The 14,269-nt window shown below is 68.7% G+C and carries 15 protein-coding genes and 1 pseudogene; 2 read left to right on the top strand and 14 right to left on the bottom strand.

The window, feature by feature from the left end; all coding sequences use genetic code 11:
* From ABDW59_RS23335 to ABDW59_RS23320, 4 genes are all read right to left on the bottom strand, one after another.
* On the bottom strand, positions 1-553 hold a 553-nt coding region (locus tag ABDW59_RS23335; RefSeq protein ID WP_343633667.1), incomplete at its 3' end, for a DUF5118 domain-containing protein.
* A 104-nt stretch (positions 554-657) separates the two neighbouring features.
* Complete coding sequence (locus ABDW59_RS23330; protein WP_343633665.1) at positions 658-3,972, bottom strand: TonB-dependent receptor; 3,315 nt, start codon at positions 3,970-3,972, stop codon at positions 658-660.
* A gap of 92 nt (positions 3,973-4,064) precedes the next feature.
* Positions 4,065-5,078: a FecR domain-containing protein gene (locus ABDW59_RS23325; protein WP_343633663.1), complete on the bottom strand. Its 1,014-nt coding sequence runs from the start codon at positions 5,076-5,078 to the stop codon at positions 4,065-4,067.
* The gene (locus ABDW59_RS23320; RefSeq protein ID WP_343633661.1) at positions 5,078-5,599 is read right to left on the bottom strand and encodes an RNA polymerase sigma factor; all 522 of its coding nucleotides are present in this window, start codon (positions 5,597-5,599) and stop codon (positions 5,078-5,080) included. Before ABDW59_RS23320 ends, ABDW59_RS23325 begins: the two co-directional genes overlap by 1 nt.
* Before the next feature lie 247 nt (positions 5,600-5,846).
* On the opposite strand from ABDW59_RS23320, the gene ABDW59_RS23315 reads away from it, so the two are divergent.
* Positions 5,847-6,104 carry a hypothetical protein gene (locus ABDW59_RS23315; protein ID WP_343633659.1) on the top strand — a complete coding sequence of 86 codons (258 nt, stop codon included), beginning with the start codon at positions 5,847-5,849 and terminating at the stop codon, positions 6,102-6,104.
* Positions 6,105-6,115: 11 nt separating this feature from the next.
* A complete protein-coding gene (locus tag ABDW59_RS23310) occupies positions 6,116-6,325 on the top strand; it encodes a hypothetical protein (RefSeq protein WP_343633657.1) in 210 nt (69 codons plus the stop codon).
* Positions 6,326-6,332: 7 nt separating this feature from the next.
* Here ABDW59_RS23310 and ABDW59_RS23305 read toward each other — a convergent pair whose 3' ends face one another.
* The 10 genes and pseudogenes from ABDW59_RS23305 to ABDW59_RS23260 form a co-directional block, all read right to left on the bottom strand.
* A complete protein-coding gene (locus ABDW59_RS23305; RefSeq protein ID WP_343633655.1) occupies positions 6,333-7,256 on the bottom strand; it encodes an AraC family transcriptional regulator in 924 nt (307 codons plus the stop codon).
* Between the two features lie 34 nt (positions 7,257-7,290).
* Positions 7,291-8,451: an alcohol dehydrogenase gene (gene yqhD, locus ABDW59_RS23300; protein WP_343633653.1), complete on the bottom strand. Its 1,161-nt coding sequence runs from the start codon at positions 8,449-8,451 to the stop codon at positions 7,291-7,293.
* 84 nt (positions 8,452-8,535) lie between these two features.
* Complete coding sequence (locus tag ABDW59_RS23295) at positions 8,536-8,946, bottom strand: hypothetical protein (protein ID WP_343633651.1); 411 nt, start codon at positions 8,944-8,946, stop codon at positions 8,536-8,538.
* 29 nt (positions 8,947-8,975) lie between these two features.
* Positions 8,976-9,440 carry a helix-turn-helix transcriptional regulator gene (locus ABDW59_RS23290; protein ID WP_343633649.1) on the bottom strand — a complete coding sequence of 155 codons (465 nt, stop codon included), beginning with the start codon at positions 9,438-9,440 and terminating at the stop codon, positions 8,976-8,978.
* Positions 9,427-9,840: a hypothetical protein gene (locus ABDW59_RS23285; RefSeq protein ID WP_343633647.1), complete on the bottom strand. Its 414-nt coding sequence runs from the start codon at positions 9,838-9,840 to the stop codon at positions 9,427-9,429. Before ABDW59_RS23285 ends, ABDW59_RS23290 begins: the two co-directional genes overlap by 14 nt.
* 103 nt (positions 9,841-9,943) lie before the next feature.
* Positions 9,944-11,398, bottom strand: coding sequence for a DUF2325 domain-containing protein (locus ABDW59_RS23280; RefSeq protein ID WP_343633645.1), 1,455 nt, complete (start codon positions 11,396-11,398; stop codon positions 9,944-9,946).
* Positions 11,399-11,410: 12 nt separating this feature from the next.
* Positions 11,411-12,172, bottom strand: a complete 762-nt coding sequence (locus ABDW59_RS23275; RefSeq protein ID WP_343633643.1) for an energy transducer TonB — start codon at positions 12,170-12,172, stop codon at positions 11,411-11,413.
* On the bottom strand, positions 12,169-12,978 hold the full coding sequence (locus ABDW59_RS23270) for an ATP-binding cassette domain-containing protein (RefSeq protein ID WP_343633641.1): 810 nt from the start codon (positions 12,976-12,978) through the stop codon (positions 12,169-12,171). Before ABDW59_RS23270 ends, ABDW59_RS23275 begins: the two co-directional genes overlap by 4 nt.
* Positions 12,978-14,048, bottom strand: a complete 1,071-nt coding sequence (locus ABDW59_RS23265) for an iron ABC transporter permease (RefSeq protein WP_343633639.1) — start codon at positions 14,046-14,048, stop codon at positions 12,978-12,980. The genes ABDW59_RS23270 and ABDW59_RS23265 overlap by 1 nt, the downstream gene beginning before the upstream one ends.
* Before the next feature lie 2 nt (positions 14,049-14,050).
* Positions 14,051-14,269, bottom strand: a pseudogene (locus tag ABDW59_RS23260) (hemin ABC transporter substrate-binding protein); the annotation flags it as partial.

Genomic DNA, 14,269 nt, shown 5'->3' with positions numbered 1-14,269 from the left:
CGCCGACCTCGGACGCGAAGAGCCGGGTGACCTCGATCACCGGTGAGCCGTCCGGCGCGTAGGCCTCGACATTGAAGCTGGCCAGGATGGCGTCGCGCTGTGCCTTGTCGACGGCCTGCGCGTTGGCTTTGGCCGGATCGGCGGCGAAGGAATGGTCGACCGCCTGGAAATAGACCTTGTTGCCCTTGAGCTGGAAGCGCACCACGTCGCGCTCCAGCGCCTTGCCGACATGGTCGGCGTCGGACGGGACGGAGGTGGCGGTGGCCACCATCAGCAGCTCGCGGCCCAACTGCTGCTTGGGGATCTCGAAGTACAGGCGCTGCTTGATGCTGTGCACCGTGAACAGGCCCTTCTGGGTCTTGGCGTCCGCGGTGATGACCTTGTCGTAGGGCTTGGGATCGGCGGCGGCCTCGGCGCGCGCGGGCGCGGAGCCGGCCGCGGCCGGCGCGTCGGCCGCCGGCGCGGTCTGGGCGACGGCGCCGTGCAGGGCGAGCATCAGCAGCACGGCGGTCGCGGCCGCCGTCGAGCGGGCAGTCGGAATCTTCTTGGACATGCGTGGGAGTCCTGTGGTGAGGATCAGGTGAACGAAGGAACGAAGGGCGGAGCCGTCGCGCGAGGCGAGCGGCTCCGGGTCGGGCGGTCAAGCCCGAGGGACGATCAGAAGCGGTGGCGCACGGTGAGCGTGTAGCGGCGGCCGCGCGGGTCGATCGCGCTGTTGACGTCGCCCGTGGGGCTCAGCGGCGGCTCCTTGTTGGTCATGTTGATCAGACCGAAGGAGACCCGTGTGTTGTCCAGCCACCGGCCCAGCGTCCCGCTCTTGTCATGCAGGCTGCCGTGGCCGAAGTCGTACCAGAGGTTCATGTTGGCCTGCGTGGTGTCGGGATAGTTCACCACCGGCGGCACCAGGGTCACCGGGAAGCCTCGCTGATGGATCACCGTCAGGCTGGCGCCCGCGCCGCGGTGCGACCACGACACCATGCCCACCGTGCGCGTCGGGCGCAGGGCCGGTGCGGTGTAGGGGCTGGGCTTGGCGCCGGGCGTGGCGACGGCCTCGTAGCGGTCGGTGCGGGTCTGCTGCAGGTTGAGCGCGAGTTCGCCCAGCGAGGTCCGCCGATTGAAGCGCACCGCGTAGTCCCAGCCCGCGCTGCGGAACTTGGCGATGTTCATCGAGGTGTTGTCCATCCCGGTGATCTTGCCGGCCGTGTAGCCGGCGGCGGCGTCCTCGGGCGTCAGCGGATCGCGGGTGAAGGTCTCGGGGAAGTAGAACATCCGCTCCTGATTGGAGATCGTGCCCACCCGGTCGAGGATGTCCGAGGCCCAGCGGTCCACCGATACCGACAACCCGCGCAGCAGCTCGCCCGGCGCGTCGAAGATCAGGCCCAGGTTGGTGTGCTCCGAGCGTTCCGGCTTCAGGTTGGGGTTGCCGCCCAGCGTCGTCACCAGCGAGCCGACGTAGGACTCGTTCTTGCGATACGGGTCGGTCAGCGCGGTGGAGCCGGTGGCCGCCACGGTGCTCGTGGTGGTGTAGCGCTTGCGGGTCAGGTCGATCAGGTAGGGAACGCGGAAGGCCTTGTTGCGCGAGGCGCGCAGCGCCAGCCAGCTGGTGGGCTTGAACATCAGTCCCGCCAGCGGCGTGGTGGCCGCGCCGAAGTCGTTGTAGTCGTCACGGCGCAGCGCCCCATTGATCGTCAGGCTGTGGACGAAGGGCAGCTGCAGGCTGGACTTGGGCGACAGCAACGGGATGGACAGCTCGGCGTACTGCGCGTTGACGATGCGATCCCGCGGCGGCTCGTTGGCCTCGGTGGTCGGGGACGGGTTGTCGCTGTAGAACTTGACGGCGTCCTCGCGCCGCTCGACGCCGACGGCCAGGTTGATCGGGCCCGCGTCCCATTGCCACACCGGGCCGTCGAAGGCCAGGTTGTAGCTGCGGGTGCGCGCGCGATCCTGCTTCTCGTCGTCGTAGTAGAACGACTCGAGCAGGCCGGCCGGATTCGGCGCCGCGCCGGGGTTGTCCTTGTACTGAAGGCTGTCGTGCAGCAGCGAGGGGATCACCCCGGCCGCGATCGAGTTGTTGATCTTGGTCGCGTCGAGCTGGTAGGTGCCCTCGGCCAGCTCGGGGCGGCTGCGCGCCTCGCTGATGTTGAACTGGTAGCGCCAGTCATGCGGCAGATCGCCGCGCAGGCCGGTGGCCAGCGAGGTCTGCGTCATCGTGTAATGACGCAGCGGGTTGCCCAGTTCCCAGAAGTACTTGCTGACGTAGACCGCGGTCCCGAAGGGATTGAGCGGATGGTTGGCCGCCATGCGGTAGTTGGTCAGGATGACCGGATTGCCCACCGACTGCGACTTGTTGCTGGACCAGCTGTAGTTGGCGTAGGCCACGGCCCAGGGCGCGAACTCGTACTCGGCGAAGAGGTTGGCGTTCTTGCGCTGGTAGGGGTTGAGCGCGTTCTGATACAGGCCCGAGTCGTACTGCTCGGTGGCCGGCGCCTTCAGGTAGTCCTGCAGCGTGGGCGTCTTGCCGTTGGAGCCCGTCGGAATGTAGACGCTGCGCACGCTGGTGCCGGGCAGGTTGCCGCTGACTGCGGTGATGATGCCGCCGACCGGATTGGCGCTGGAGCGCTTGTCGGTGCCGCCATAGGGGCGGCGGTCGTCCGATGCGAGCCAGGCCCGATCGCGACGGGCCAGCGCGTTCTGCGTCTCCATCGACAGCAGCGCGCGGGCGGTGAACTTGCCCTTGCGCAGCGCGTGATTGAGAGAGATCCGATCGTTGGCCGCGTCGGTGTCGAAGGTGTTGTCGCGGGCGTACTCGACCTCGGTCCCGCGATAGTTCTTGCGCGTGATGATGTTGACCACGCCGCCGACCGCGTCCGCTCCGTAGATCGCGCTGCCGCCGCCCATCAGCACCTCGACCCGCTCGATGGCGGACATCGGGATGCCGGTGGCCTCGTAGGACTCGGCCACGGTGCGGGAGCCGGTGCGCGGCAGGCGCAGCCCGTCGACCAGGATCAGCGTGTTGCCGGCCTGCAGGCCGCGCAGGTTGAAGGTGAGCCGGCCGTCGGGCGCGTTGCCCGTGCTGTTGCCGTCGAAGCTCGCGGCGGCGCCGACCGACAGCTGCGGCACCAGGTTGCGCAGCTCGGCCAGCGTGGTCACGCCGGAGCGCTCGATGTCGGCGCGGGTCACGACGGTCATCGGATTCACGCTCTGCTCATTGACCATCGAGCGCAGATGCGAGCCGGTGACCTCGACCGCGGCGATGGTCTCGCGGCGGCGCACGGTGATCTCGCCGCTGGCCACGGCCACGCCGAACCACAGCTTGGTGTTGGCGAGCACCGCCTGCAGGGCCTGCGTGCCGGTGTACTCGCCGCGGACCGCGTTGGTCCGCACGCCGCGCAGCTCGTCCTCGTTGAAGACGATGGTCAGGCCGGCCTCCTTCGCGAGACGGCGCACGGTGTCCAGCGCGTCGCCGGCGGGCAGGTCGAAGTCGCGCTTGGCCATCTGGGCCTCGCGGGCCAGGGCGATGGCGCCGGCGTCGCGCACGGCGATCTCGCCATTGCGGCCGGCGATGGTGCTGGTGGTGGGTCCAGCGGCTTGACTAGCCCCGCCGGCCGAGCCGTTTCCCTCGCCGCCCGCGGCGCTGTCGCGCAGGGTGGCCGAGTTGGGGCCGGTGTCCACGATCTGCAGGCCGCTGCCCTCGAGCATGCGGGCCAGCGCCTCGCGCGGGCTCATGGTGCCGCTGACGGCGCGGGTGGTGAGGGTGCGCACCAGATCGGGCGCGTAGATGAGCTGGAAGCCGTGCTGACGCACCAGGGTCTGCAAGGCCTGGGCGGCGGGCTGGGCGGGGATCTCGATGGACTGCGCCTGAGGGGCCGGAAGTCGGGGCTCCGGGGTCGTCTGCGCGGCCAGGGGCAGCTGGATCGCCATCATGGCGGCCAGTGCGAGGGGGCGGCAGACAAAGCCGTGTCGTCGCTGCAAGAGTCGTTCTCCTGTGAGGGATGGATGAAAGGGGCGTCGTCCGGAGCACTCGTTCGACGCGCCGCGCCTTCAATCCCCCACAAGGAGTAACCCTAGGAATCCTTCTCCTGCCGCGAAACGACCCATCGTCCCTGCCGCTCGCGCACGCGCAGGTTGAAGCCCTGCTCGAGGCTGCGCAGGAAGACCTGCACGTCGCGCGCGGCGAAGGCGCCGGACAGGCGGATCTGCGCCAGCGACGGATCCGCCAGCTCGACCGGCTGCGGGCTGTAGCGGTTCACTTCCTCCAGCGCCTCGGCCAGCGTGCTGTCGTCCAGCACGATGCGGCCCTGCTGCCAGGCCAGCTTGCGTTCCAGCTCGGCCGGCGCCGCATGGGTGAGCCGGGTCTGGTCGTCCAGCGCCAGCGCCACCTGCCCTGCGGCGAGCCGCACCGGCTGGCCGCCGGCCTTGGTCAGCTCGACCACGCCTTCGTAGACGGTGACCTCGAAGCCGCCGCTGTCGCGCCGCTGCACGAGGAAGCGCGTGCCGACCGCGCGCACGATGGCCTGTCCGACCTGGACCTCGAAGGGCCGCTGTCGGTCCTTGGCCACCTCGAACATGCCCACGCCGCGCTCCAGCACCAGCCGGCGGCGCTCGGGCGCGTAGGCCACGGTGATGGCGGAGCGCGCGTTGAGCTCGGTGCGCGAGCCGTCGGGCAGGGTGACCGACTCGTGCTGGCCGACACCGGTCTGGTGATGGGCTTGCAGGTGATGGGCGTCGTCGAAGCGCGCCGGACGCATCAGCAGCACGGCCACCGCGACCAGCCCGGCGGCCAGCGCGCCGCCGACCCAGTAGACCGGGCGGCGGCGATGCGGCGCGGGATCGGTTCTGGCCGCGCCGGTCACGTCCGCCTTGGCGCCCGCAGGGAAGCGGGCCTGGCTGGCGGCGGCCCAGAGCAGGGCGTGCTCGTCCAGCAGGCGCTTGTGATCGGGCGCGGCCTGGAGCCAGTCGTGCAGGGCGGCGCGCTCGTCGCCGGTCATGTCGCCGGCGTCGATGCGCGCGATCCAGCGCCGGGCCTGGGCCTCGGCGCCGTCGTCTCTCTCTTCGAAAGGCAGGACCTTGGAGGACATCAGCCTTGTTCTTTCTTCTTGTGCGTTCCCTCGACCCGGGCCATCGCCTCGTGGCACAGCTGCAGCGCGCGGGTGATGTGGCGCTCCACCGTCTTGGTGGAGATGCCGAGCCGGGCGGCGATCTCGGCGTGCGGCAGATTCTCCACCTTGCGCAGCTGGAACACCTCCAGGCATTTCGGAGCCATGCGGCCCATCGCCTCTTCGATGGCGGCCACGCGCTGGCGCTGCTGCAGCATGTCCTCGATGCCGGGGCTCAGGTCTTCAACGCGCAAGTCGTCCCAATCCCCCACGGCGTCGGTCGCGCGGGAGGTGCGTTTGCGCAGCTCGCTCAGCGCCAGGTTGCGGGCGACGGTGTAGAGCAGCGCCTCGCTGACGGGGGTTTGGTCGCCGACCTCGGCGGCGTACAGACGCAGGAAGGCTTCCTGGGAGACCTCGGCCGCGTCGTCGGCATTGCCCAGCAGGCGCTGGACATACCGTTCCAGCGCCTTGCGACGCGATCGGTAGATGTCGGCCAGGCTCATGGGGGCGCGACTATAGCCGGGGCGAGGCGGGCGTCTTCCTGCGGCGGGCGCGTGACGCGCTCATGACCGGACGCGAAGAGGGTGCGGTCTTTGTCTACTGAGCTACTATCCGCCGATAGTTCGTGAGGTTGTCAACCCGAAGCCTTCGTATCGTTCGACATGATCGAGCGCGCCGATAGTCCTCGCCTTGATCGCTTGGCGCGTCTGTCCGGGCCCTGATCGGGACCGGGAATGCGAGGAGATGAAGATGCTTGAACCCCTGGCGCTGGAAGCGCTGCGAGAGTCTTTGCACACCTGCGTCGACGCGCTGCAGCGGCGCCGCGCGAGCGAGATTCCGGAAGCATTGATCGATCGGCTCGTGGATCTGGACTGGCTGGAATGGCGAGGGGGCGGCTTGCACCTGACGACCACCGGCGAGAACATCTATCGGCAGGAAGTCGCGCAGCGTCGCGCGATCGCTGAGCGCGCCGAGCGCAGTGCGTCCCCTTCGAAATCCAAAGCCTAGGAGACCCATCGATGGCAAAGCCCAATTACCAGTTCGAGAAACGCCAACGCGAGTTGGCCAAGCAGAAGAAGAAGCAGGAGAAGGAACACGAGAAGGCCCTGCGCAAAGCGGGCCACGGCGTGCCGGACGACGCGCCGGCGGACGCGGACGGCGATCAGCCGGCCGAGTCCGGCATCGCGCCGACGGAGTCGAACAATTCGGCCGAGCCGGCGCCGCGCTGACCCAGGCTCAACTGGCCGCGACCGCCGCGGCCATCGGCTTCAATCGCGTGACCTCGTCGACCGGGGTCGCGCCGAAATAGCGCTTGAACTCGCGGCTGAACTGCGAGGCGCTTTCATATCCGACCCGCGTCGCCGCGACGCCCGCTTTCACGCCTTCATTCAGCATGATCAGGCGCGCCCGGTGCAGCTTGTAGGACTTCACATACTGCAGCGGTGACGTGTTGGTCACCGACTTGAAGTTGTGATGGAAGGCAGACACGCTCATGTTCACCATCCTGGCCAACTGCTCGACGCTGAAGCTGTCCGAGTAGTTGGACTCGATGTGCTGGATCACCTTCGAGATCTGCCCGAAATGCGTGTGCCGGTTCACCAGCGCATGCAGCGCCGCGCCGCTGTCGCCGCACAGCACGTGGTAAATGATTTCCTTGACGATCAATTTGCCGAGGAATTGCGCGTCGCGCGGATTCTTCATCGCATCGAACAGCCGCTCGATCGCGCAAAGCAATTCGTTGGTGAATCGCGCGCCGTTCACGCCGGAGGAATCCGTCGCGACCAGCTCGTCGACGTGTTCCTCCCCCAGGTCTATCAGCACCGATTGCAGCAGCGGCACGTCCACGGGTATCGAGATGCCGACGAAGGGCTCCTGTCTGCTCGCGATGGTCTGGCATTCAAACGGCAGCGGGACGGTCAGCAGCAGATAGTTTTCCGCGTCGTAGCGGAAGGTCTTGTCGCCGAGGAACCCGATCTTGGCGCCCTGGAAAACGATCACGATGGTCGGGTCGTAGAGCACCGGCGTGCGCGGGTGGTCTTTCTCGGTATGGAGAATTTTCACGCCGGCGATCGGAGACGGGCTCGCGAACGAGCCGGTCGAATATCCGATGGCCTGCGCGACGATGCGCTCGCGAACGCGTTCGTCCAGGGCGGCAGTCATGGGGTCCTCCTCAATCCGCGATGGAGAACGGGAATCAGCGCGCCGCTTCGAGGATGCGCTGGCTGTCCGCCAGGGTGATGTCCTGGTGCTCGCCCAGTGCCGTGCAACCGTGCTCCTTCAGTTTCTCGACCAGCGCCGGGATGGTGCTGCCGTCGATGCCGTAGGCGGACAGGCGGGTGGGGTTGCCCATTTTCTCGAAGAAGTCGCGGGTGGCCTGAATCGCGGCGGCGATGCGCTCGTCTTCGCTGCCGTCGCGCAGATTCCAGACGCGCTCGGCGTATTGCAGCAGCTTGGCGCGCTTTTGCTCGCGCTTGTATTCCAGCACCGAGGGCAACACGATTGCCAGGGTTTGCGCGTGGTCCAGACCATGCATGGCGGTCAGCTCATGACCGATCATGTGGGTTGCCCAATCCTGCGGAACACCGGCGCCGATCAGGCCGTTCAGCGCGAGCGTGGCGCTCCACATCACGTTGGCGCGGACGTCGTAGTTTTCCGGCTCGGCCAGCGCGCGCGGGCCTTCCTCGATCAGCGTCAGCAGCAGGCCTTCGGAGAAACGATCCTGGACGCGGCCCTCGACCGGGTAGGTCAGGTATTGCTCGACGGTATGGACGAAGGCGTCGACCACGCCGTTGGCGATTTGCCGGGGCGGCAGGGTGTAGGTGGTGACCGGGTCCAGCACCGCGAAGGTCGGGTACGAGAACGGGCTGAAGAAGGCGAGTTTGTCGCCGGTGGCGGCGCGGCTGATGACGGCGCCGTTGTTGGATTCCGAGCCGGTCGCGGGCAGGGTCAGCACTGCGGCGAGCGGCACGCCGCTGGTGACTTTCGCGCCGCGGGTCAGCAGGATGTCCCAGGGATCGCCGGCGGTATAGGTCGCGGCCACGCCGATGAATTTCGTGCCGTCGGCGACGGATCCGCCGCCGACCGCGAGCAGGAAATCGATCTGCTCGGCCTTGACCACCTCGACGGCCTTCATCAGGGTTTCGTAGGTGGGATTGGGCTCGATGCCGCCGAACTCGAAGACCGGGCGGCCTTCGAGCGCCTTGCGGACCTGCTCGAGCACGCCGTTCTTCTTGATGCTGCCGCCGCCGTAGGTGATCAGGATGCGGGCGCCGGCGGGGATTTCCTTGCCCAGATTCGCGATCTGACCCTTGCCGAAGAGGATCTTGGTCGGGGTATTGAGAGAGAAGTTGTTCATGAGGAGCTCCGTGGGGCTGGTCGATGGGGAAATTGTGATTCCCGAAGCCCGGGTCTTCAATGCACGAAGCTGCCCTTGTTTTGCCTATTCGTTCTTTGGGGAGGGGGAATGGGCAATCGGGGAACGCAAGATGGACATGCCCAGCGCCACGGGACCATATGGCTGCCGAGCGGTCATCCAGGCCACCGCCTCGCGAATGGCGCCATAGCAGACGCTGTGCGCATTGATCGTGACGCCGCGGAGTTCCTCTTCGTTGGACAGCGAGCCGTCGGTCTCGAACTCGGCCGCGCATTCCATGTCGATGCTGTAGGGCCCGGAGGGCTGGGCCTCCTTGTTGATGACCGTCCTCATCGTGGCAATGAATTGGCGCGGATGCTCAGGGTTCTGGACGACGCTGATCGAGTTCTCCGGAACAATGCTGGCCTTTCCGTCAGGCGCGGGCTCATGACCACGAATGGCGATGACGCAAGCGCGGGTGAAGATCACCTGGCGCAACTGGATCGGATAGAGGGAGCTTGCGGAACTCATGCTGCGCGCTTGAAGAAGTGCTCGGCGGTCCAATGAACCTTGGAATCGGCCTCAGCCCCAGCCCCAGCTTCGACTTCGACTTCGACTTCGGCGATCGTGTCGGCGACCTCGGCGACGAGCGGGCGATCCTGCAATCGCAAGCTGGGTTGACGGGTCTGCTCCTGATTCCAGGCGAAGCAGAAGTCCTCCTGCCGGATCACGCGAATTTCGAGTTTTCCTCCGGCTGCGCGTGCGAGCTTCACCATCGATTCAATGGTCAAGTTCGAGTCGCCCCGAAAGACCTTCGAGATATAGGCGGCGCTGGACTTCATCCGCTCGGCGAGCGCTTTGTAGCTCAGGCCGGAACGACGCCGCTGCGCCTCGAGCGCCACGGCGAAGTCCACCTTTGCGTGCTCGACCCAATACAGATCATCCTTGGCGGCCTCCTCGATGAAGGCTTTGAGCTCGCTACTGATGTACATGTTTGATCACCTCATAGGTTCCATCACGGACCGCGCGTTCATAACTCTGGCGCCATTCGAGCGCCTGCGCGATGGATGCTTTGTCCGCCTTCTGCTGCTTTTTGAAGAGGCCCGTAGTGCACACCGCAATGTCGCCGTTCGAGCCCTTGAAGAAGTACAGGCGCAGATCGCCTTTGATGAACTCGCAAATGCCCGCCTGCTTGTTGACTTCATGGGTCCAGTTGCGAGGGACTCCCTGAAGGCCGTTGTTGGCGACATGCATCAAGATCGTCATCAGGCCCCTTCGACTGGCATCGTTGGCAGCCTCCCCGGTCGCGAGGAAGTCCTCGGCGGGGCATCGCCTGCCCACCATGACACCGACGACTCTGTACCGACCTTGCACCAGGATCTTGGAACGCAAGATATTAACCTATGGGTTAAGTCCTCGCGACGGGCGCGGACGTGAGGCCTGGGTCAAGCCTCGCGCCGAGCCGGGTTCCAAGTGAGGTCGACCTCGATCGGGTTCAGCCCTCGCGCGACACCGGCGCCGCGGCGTCCGTGTCCGCATCCTGGCTGTCCAGCGAGCCCAGCGCGCGGCGCAGGCTGCTCGCGCTCGGCGATTCGACGTAGACGCAGCGCTTGTTGTGCCGCTTGCAGTGATCCTTCACCCGCCAGTAGGCGTCGTGGCTGATGCAGCCGGTCTGGCAGATCACCAGGTCCGCCGCAGCCAGGCTGGCGTCGAGCTTGGCCACCGCGTCCTCCTCGCCGCCGTCGTGATGCAGGAAGCGGCCGCCGGTGCGCTCGATCAGCTGACGGTAGATCGGCACCACCGCCGGCCGGCCGCCCACGCACAGCACCGAGCGCTCATCCAGCGAGGGCAGCGAGGCTTCGGCCGCCGGCGCGGACTCGAGCTGCTGCGCCAGTCGCGCCTGCTGCTGCTCCATCTGCGCGAGCGCCGCTTGCAGGTCGTCGGCGCGGCGCTGTTCGCGCTCCTCCTGCTGGCGCGAGGCGAGCAGCGCGCGCTCCAGCTGATGGATGCGCTCCTGCTGCGCTTGCAGCTGACGCGCCTGCTCATGGCGATGGCGCAGGCCGGGGATGCTCTCCTCCAGCTGTTGCAGCTCGTCGCGCAAGCCGGCGGCCAGCGTGTCGCGGGCCAGCAGCTCGCCGCGCAGGCGCAGGCATTCGGCCTGCGAGAGCTCCAGCTCCCGCGCGCGCTCGGCCAGCAGGCGGGTGCTGCGCGATTGCGCCTGCGCCAGCTCGCGGCCCAGCACGGCGTTCTCGTCCTCGAGCTCGTCCATGCGTTGCAGGTCCGCGCGGTTGGCCGATCCGACCTGGTGCTGCAGCATGTGGATGTCGCGCAGCACCTGTTCCTGCAAGGCCGCGTCGCAGCGCGCATGCGTCAGCGCGCCCCACAGCGCGCCGGCCACGTCGTTGCCCTGCAGCGACGCGTTCCACCACCGGGTCAGCGCCTCCGCCGTCTTGTGCTGCGAGGACTGGCGCATCGCCATCGCGTAGCGCTGGTCCAGCTCCTTCTGCAGCAGCTCCGAGATCGGGCCGCGGCGGGCGCATTCGTTGATCGCGCCGCAGTGCAGCTCGTAGTCGTTGGCCAAGGCCTGGCCGCCGAGCGCCTTGCCCAGCTTGCGCCGCAGCACCGGCATCGGCAGGCACACGCCGATGACCGGGCACAGCGACTGAGACGGCAGCTCCCACAGCCGGCGCCGGCGCGAGCCGCGATGCACGGGCGTGTCCTCGGAAGCCGCGCCGACGGCGGACGCTCCGGGCTCGCGTGCGAGCGCTTGTCCCAGCGGCAGTCCCGCCAGCGCGGCCGGCACGACCCGACCCTCGCCGAGGGCCGGCATCGCCGGGCCCGCGAGCGCGTTGGCCGCCGACGCGAACACCGAATCGGCGCCTGCGGGGCGATCCGAGCCGGCGCGCGCCAGCAGGTCGGTCAGCGAGAGGGGAGAGGGCTTGTCGCACATGACGTCGAACTCCTACTGCAAGGTGGACGGCTGGAGCGCGAAGCGCACCGGGTACTCGACCCAGCTCACCAGCTTCTGATCGCCCCGACGGGCCGGGAGATAAGGACAGGACTCGGCGACGCGCCGCGCCGCCTCGTCGAGCAGCCGGAAGCCGCTGCCGCCGGCCACGACGACCTCGGCCGCGCGACCGTCGGCATCGACTTTCACGCGCAGCAAGACCTGGCCCTGGATGCCGCGCTCGCGCAGCATCGCCGGGTAGTGGCGGGCGGTCTGGCGCTCGCTGCACAGCCGATGGTCGGCGGGGAAGGCGGCGGGTGTCTCGGACTGCGACTGGGTGGGCGGCGGCGCGGGGGGCGGCGTCTGCGCGTTGACCGGCACGGCCATCGCCACCGTGGTGGCGTGCGCCGGGGCCGTCGATACGAACGTCGCGTTGGGCGTGCCGGCCGCAGTCGGCGCGTCGACGCTCATCGGCGTGGTCGCGGCGGCGACGGAAGGCGGTGGCGGCGCGGTGCTGATCTGCACCGGCGGCGGCGGGATCTCGGGCGAGGGCGGCACCAGCAGCGCCGAATGGGGCAGCGCGATCAGCAGCGGCGCCATGCTGGTGGCCATCGCGGCCTTGGTCGGAGACGCCGGCAGCAGACGGGCGCTGATCGAGGTCGAGGTCGGCAGCTTGACGCGCGTCGGCGCGAAGGCGCTCACCAGCGCGATCAGCATCCCGACGTGAACCGCGCCCGTGACCGCCCAGCCGGTCCAGCGCTGGCCGCTGCGTTTCATGGCCGCGTCTCCTGGGGCTGGGCGCTGGCGACGGACGCGGCGTCCATCATCGGCAGGATGGCCAGGCCGTGCTCATCGCGCAGCAGGCGCAGACGCGTGTCGTAGAGCTGCTCCAGCAAAGGCAGCGTGGCGGGCAGCGCATCGCAATCGGCGAGCAGCCGTCCGCCCTTCATCAGCCAGAGGCGGTCGAAGTGATTCAGCGCCAGGTTGAGGTCGTGCAGCACCGCGACCAGCGCATGGCCGCGACGATTCGCGAAGTCCGTCATCGAGGCCATCAGCGACAGGCTCAGCCCCGGATCCAGCGCGGCGACAGGCTCGTCGACGAGCAGCAGGCCGTCTCGCGCATCCCAGGCCTGTGCGAAGACGCGCGCCAGCTGGACTCGGGCCTGCTCGCCGCCGGACAGGGTGTCGAAGCGGCGCCCCATCAGGTGATCGGCTTGCGCCTGCACCAGGGCCTCGCGGACGATGGATGCCTGGCGGCCGTCGCCCTGGCGCGCGACGCGGCCCAGCGCGACCACCAGCTCCACCGGCAGCCCGAAGGCGACACCGTGCTGCTGCGGCAGCACCGCGCGGCGGCGTGCCAGATCGCCGGCGCTCCAGCTCGACAAGGGCTTGCCCTCGAAGCTGAGCGTGCCGGAAGCGGGCTTGAGCTCGCGCGCGATCATGCGCAGCAGCGTGGACTTGCCGGCGCCGCTGGGGCCCAGGATGGCGACACGCTCGCCGCCCTCCAGCCGCAGCGTGATCGGCCCGATGGCCGCGCTGCCCAGCGACACGCGCACGTCCTGCAGAGTCAGCAAGGCGCTCATCAGGCGCTCCCCATGCGACGCACCGCGCCGCGCAGCAGGAACAGGAACCACGGCGCGCCGATCAGCGCGCTGAACACGCCGACGGGGATCTCCGCCGGCACCGCCAGCGTGCGCGCGAAGGCGTCCGCCACGACCAGCAGCAGCGCGCCGGCCAGCATCGCGTTGGGCAGCACATGGCGCTGGTCCGATCCGACCAGCTGACGCGCCAGATGCGGCGCCATCAGGCCGATGAAGCCGATGTTTCCGCACCAGGCCACGGCCAGCGCCGACAGCAGCGCCACGATGGTGATCGCCTGCAGCCGCAGCCGGTCGACCTCGATGCCCACGTGCGCCGCGGCCGCCTCGCCCAGCGCGAGCGCGTTCAGGCGAGGCGCCATGCGCCAGGCCATCGAGCCCAGCAGCAGCAGCGCGCCGCCCATGACCGCGGCCATGGTCCAGTTGGCGCCGGCCAGGGAGCCCAGGGTCCAGAAGTTGATCGCGCGCAGCTGCTCGTCATTGGCGATGAAGCTGCACAGGCCGACGATGGCGAAGGCCATGGCCTGCAGCGCCAGACCGCACAGCAGCAACGCGGCGATCGAGCCCGGCGCCAGCCAGCGCGACAGCCGCTCCAGCGCGAAGCACACCGACAGCGCGCCGACGAAGCCCACCAGCGGCAGCAGCCACAGGCGCGCGTCGGGCGGGATCACCGCATGCAGGCTGGCGAAGACGGTCAGCGTCAGCGCGACCGAGGCGGCCGCGCCGCTGGTCACGCCCAGCAGGCTGGGCTCGGCCATCGGGTTGCGGAACAGCGCCTGGCTCAGCGCGCCGGCCAGTCCCAGCGAGGCGCCGACCGCCAGCGTCAGCCCGATGCGGGGCAGCCGCAGCTGCCACAGCACATGCGCGCCGCCGGTCTTGGGCGCGTCGCTCCACGGACCGTTGAACCAGTCCGCCAGCGCGATGGGGACCGCGCCGAACTGCACCACGACGACGACCGCGATCGCCAGCGCCAGCGACAAAAGCGCAGGCCGCGACCAGGCGCGGCGCGGCGCCTTCATGCCCGGTACGGGCAGGGCGGAGCCGAGGGCGCTCATGCTCAGGCCGACTTGCCGCCCGGCGCGTGCAGGGCTTGGGCCAGCGTCTTGAGCGCCTGCGGCGTGCGGGGACCGAAGCCGAGCAGCTCCATCGTCTCCATCACGACCACGCGGCGTTGCTGACCGGCAGGCGTCTGCGCCAGGCCCGGCAGCTTGAGCAGACCGTCGATGCCGCCGCTGGCCTCGACGCCTTGCGTTGTCGCCAGGATCACGTCGGGCGC

The sequence above is a fragment of the Roseateles sp. genome, from assembly GCF_039595295.1.
Classification (GTDB): domain Bacteria; phylum Pseudomonadota; class Gammaproteobacteria; order Burkholderiales; family Burkholderiaceae_C; genus Roseateles.
This window is presented reverse-complemented; position numbering and strand designations above follow the sequence as displayed.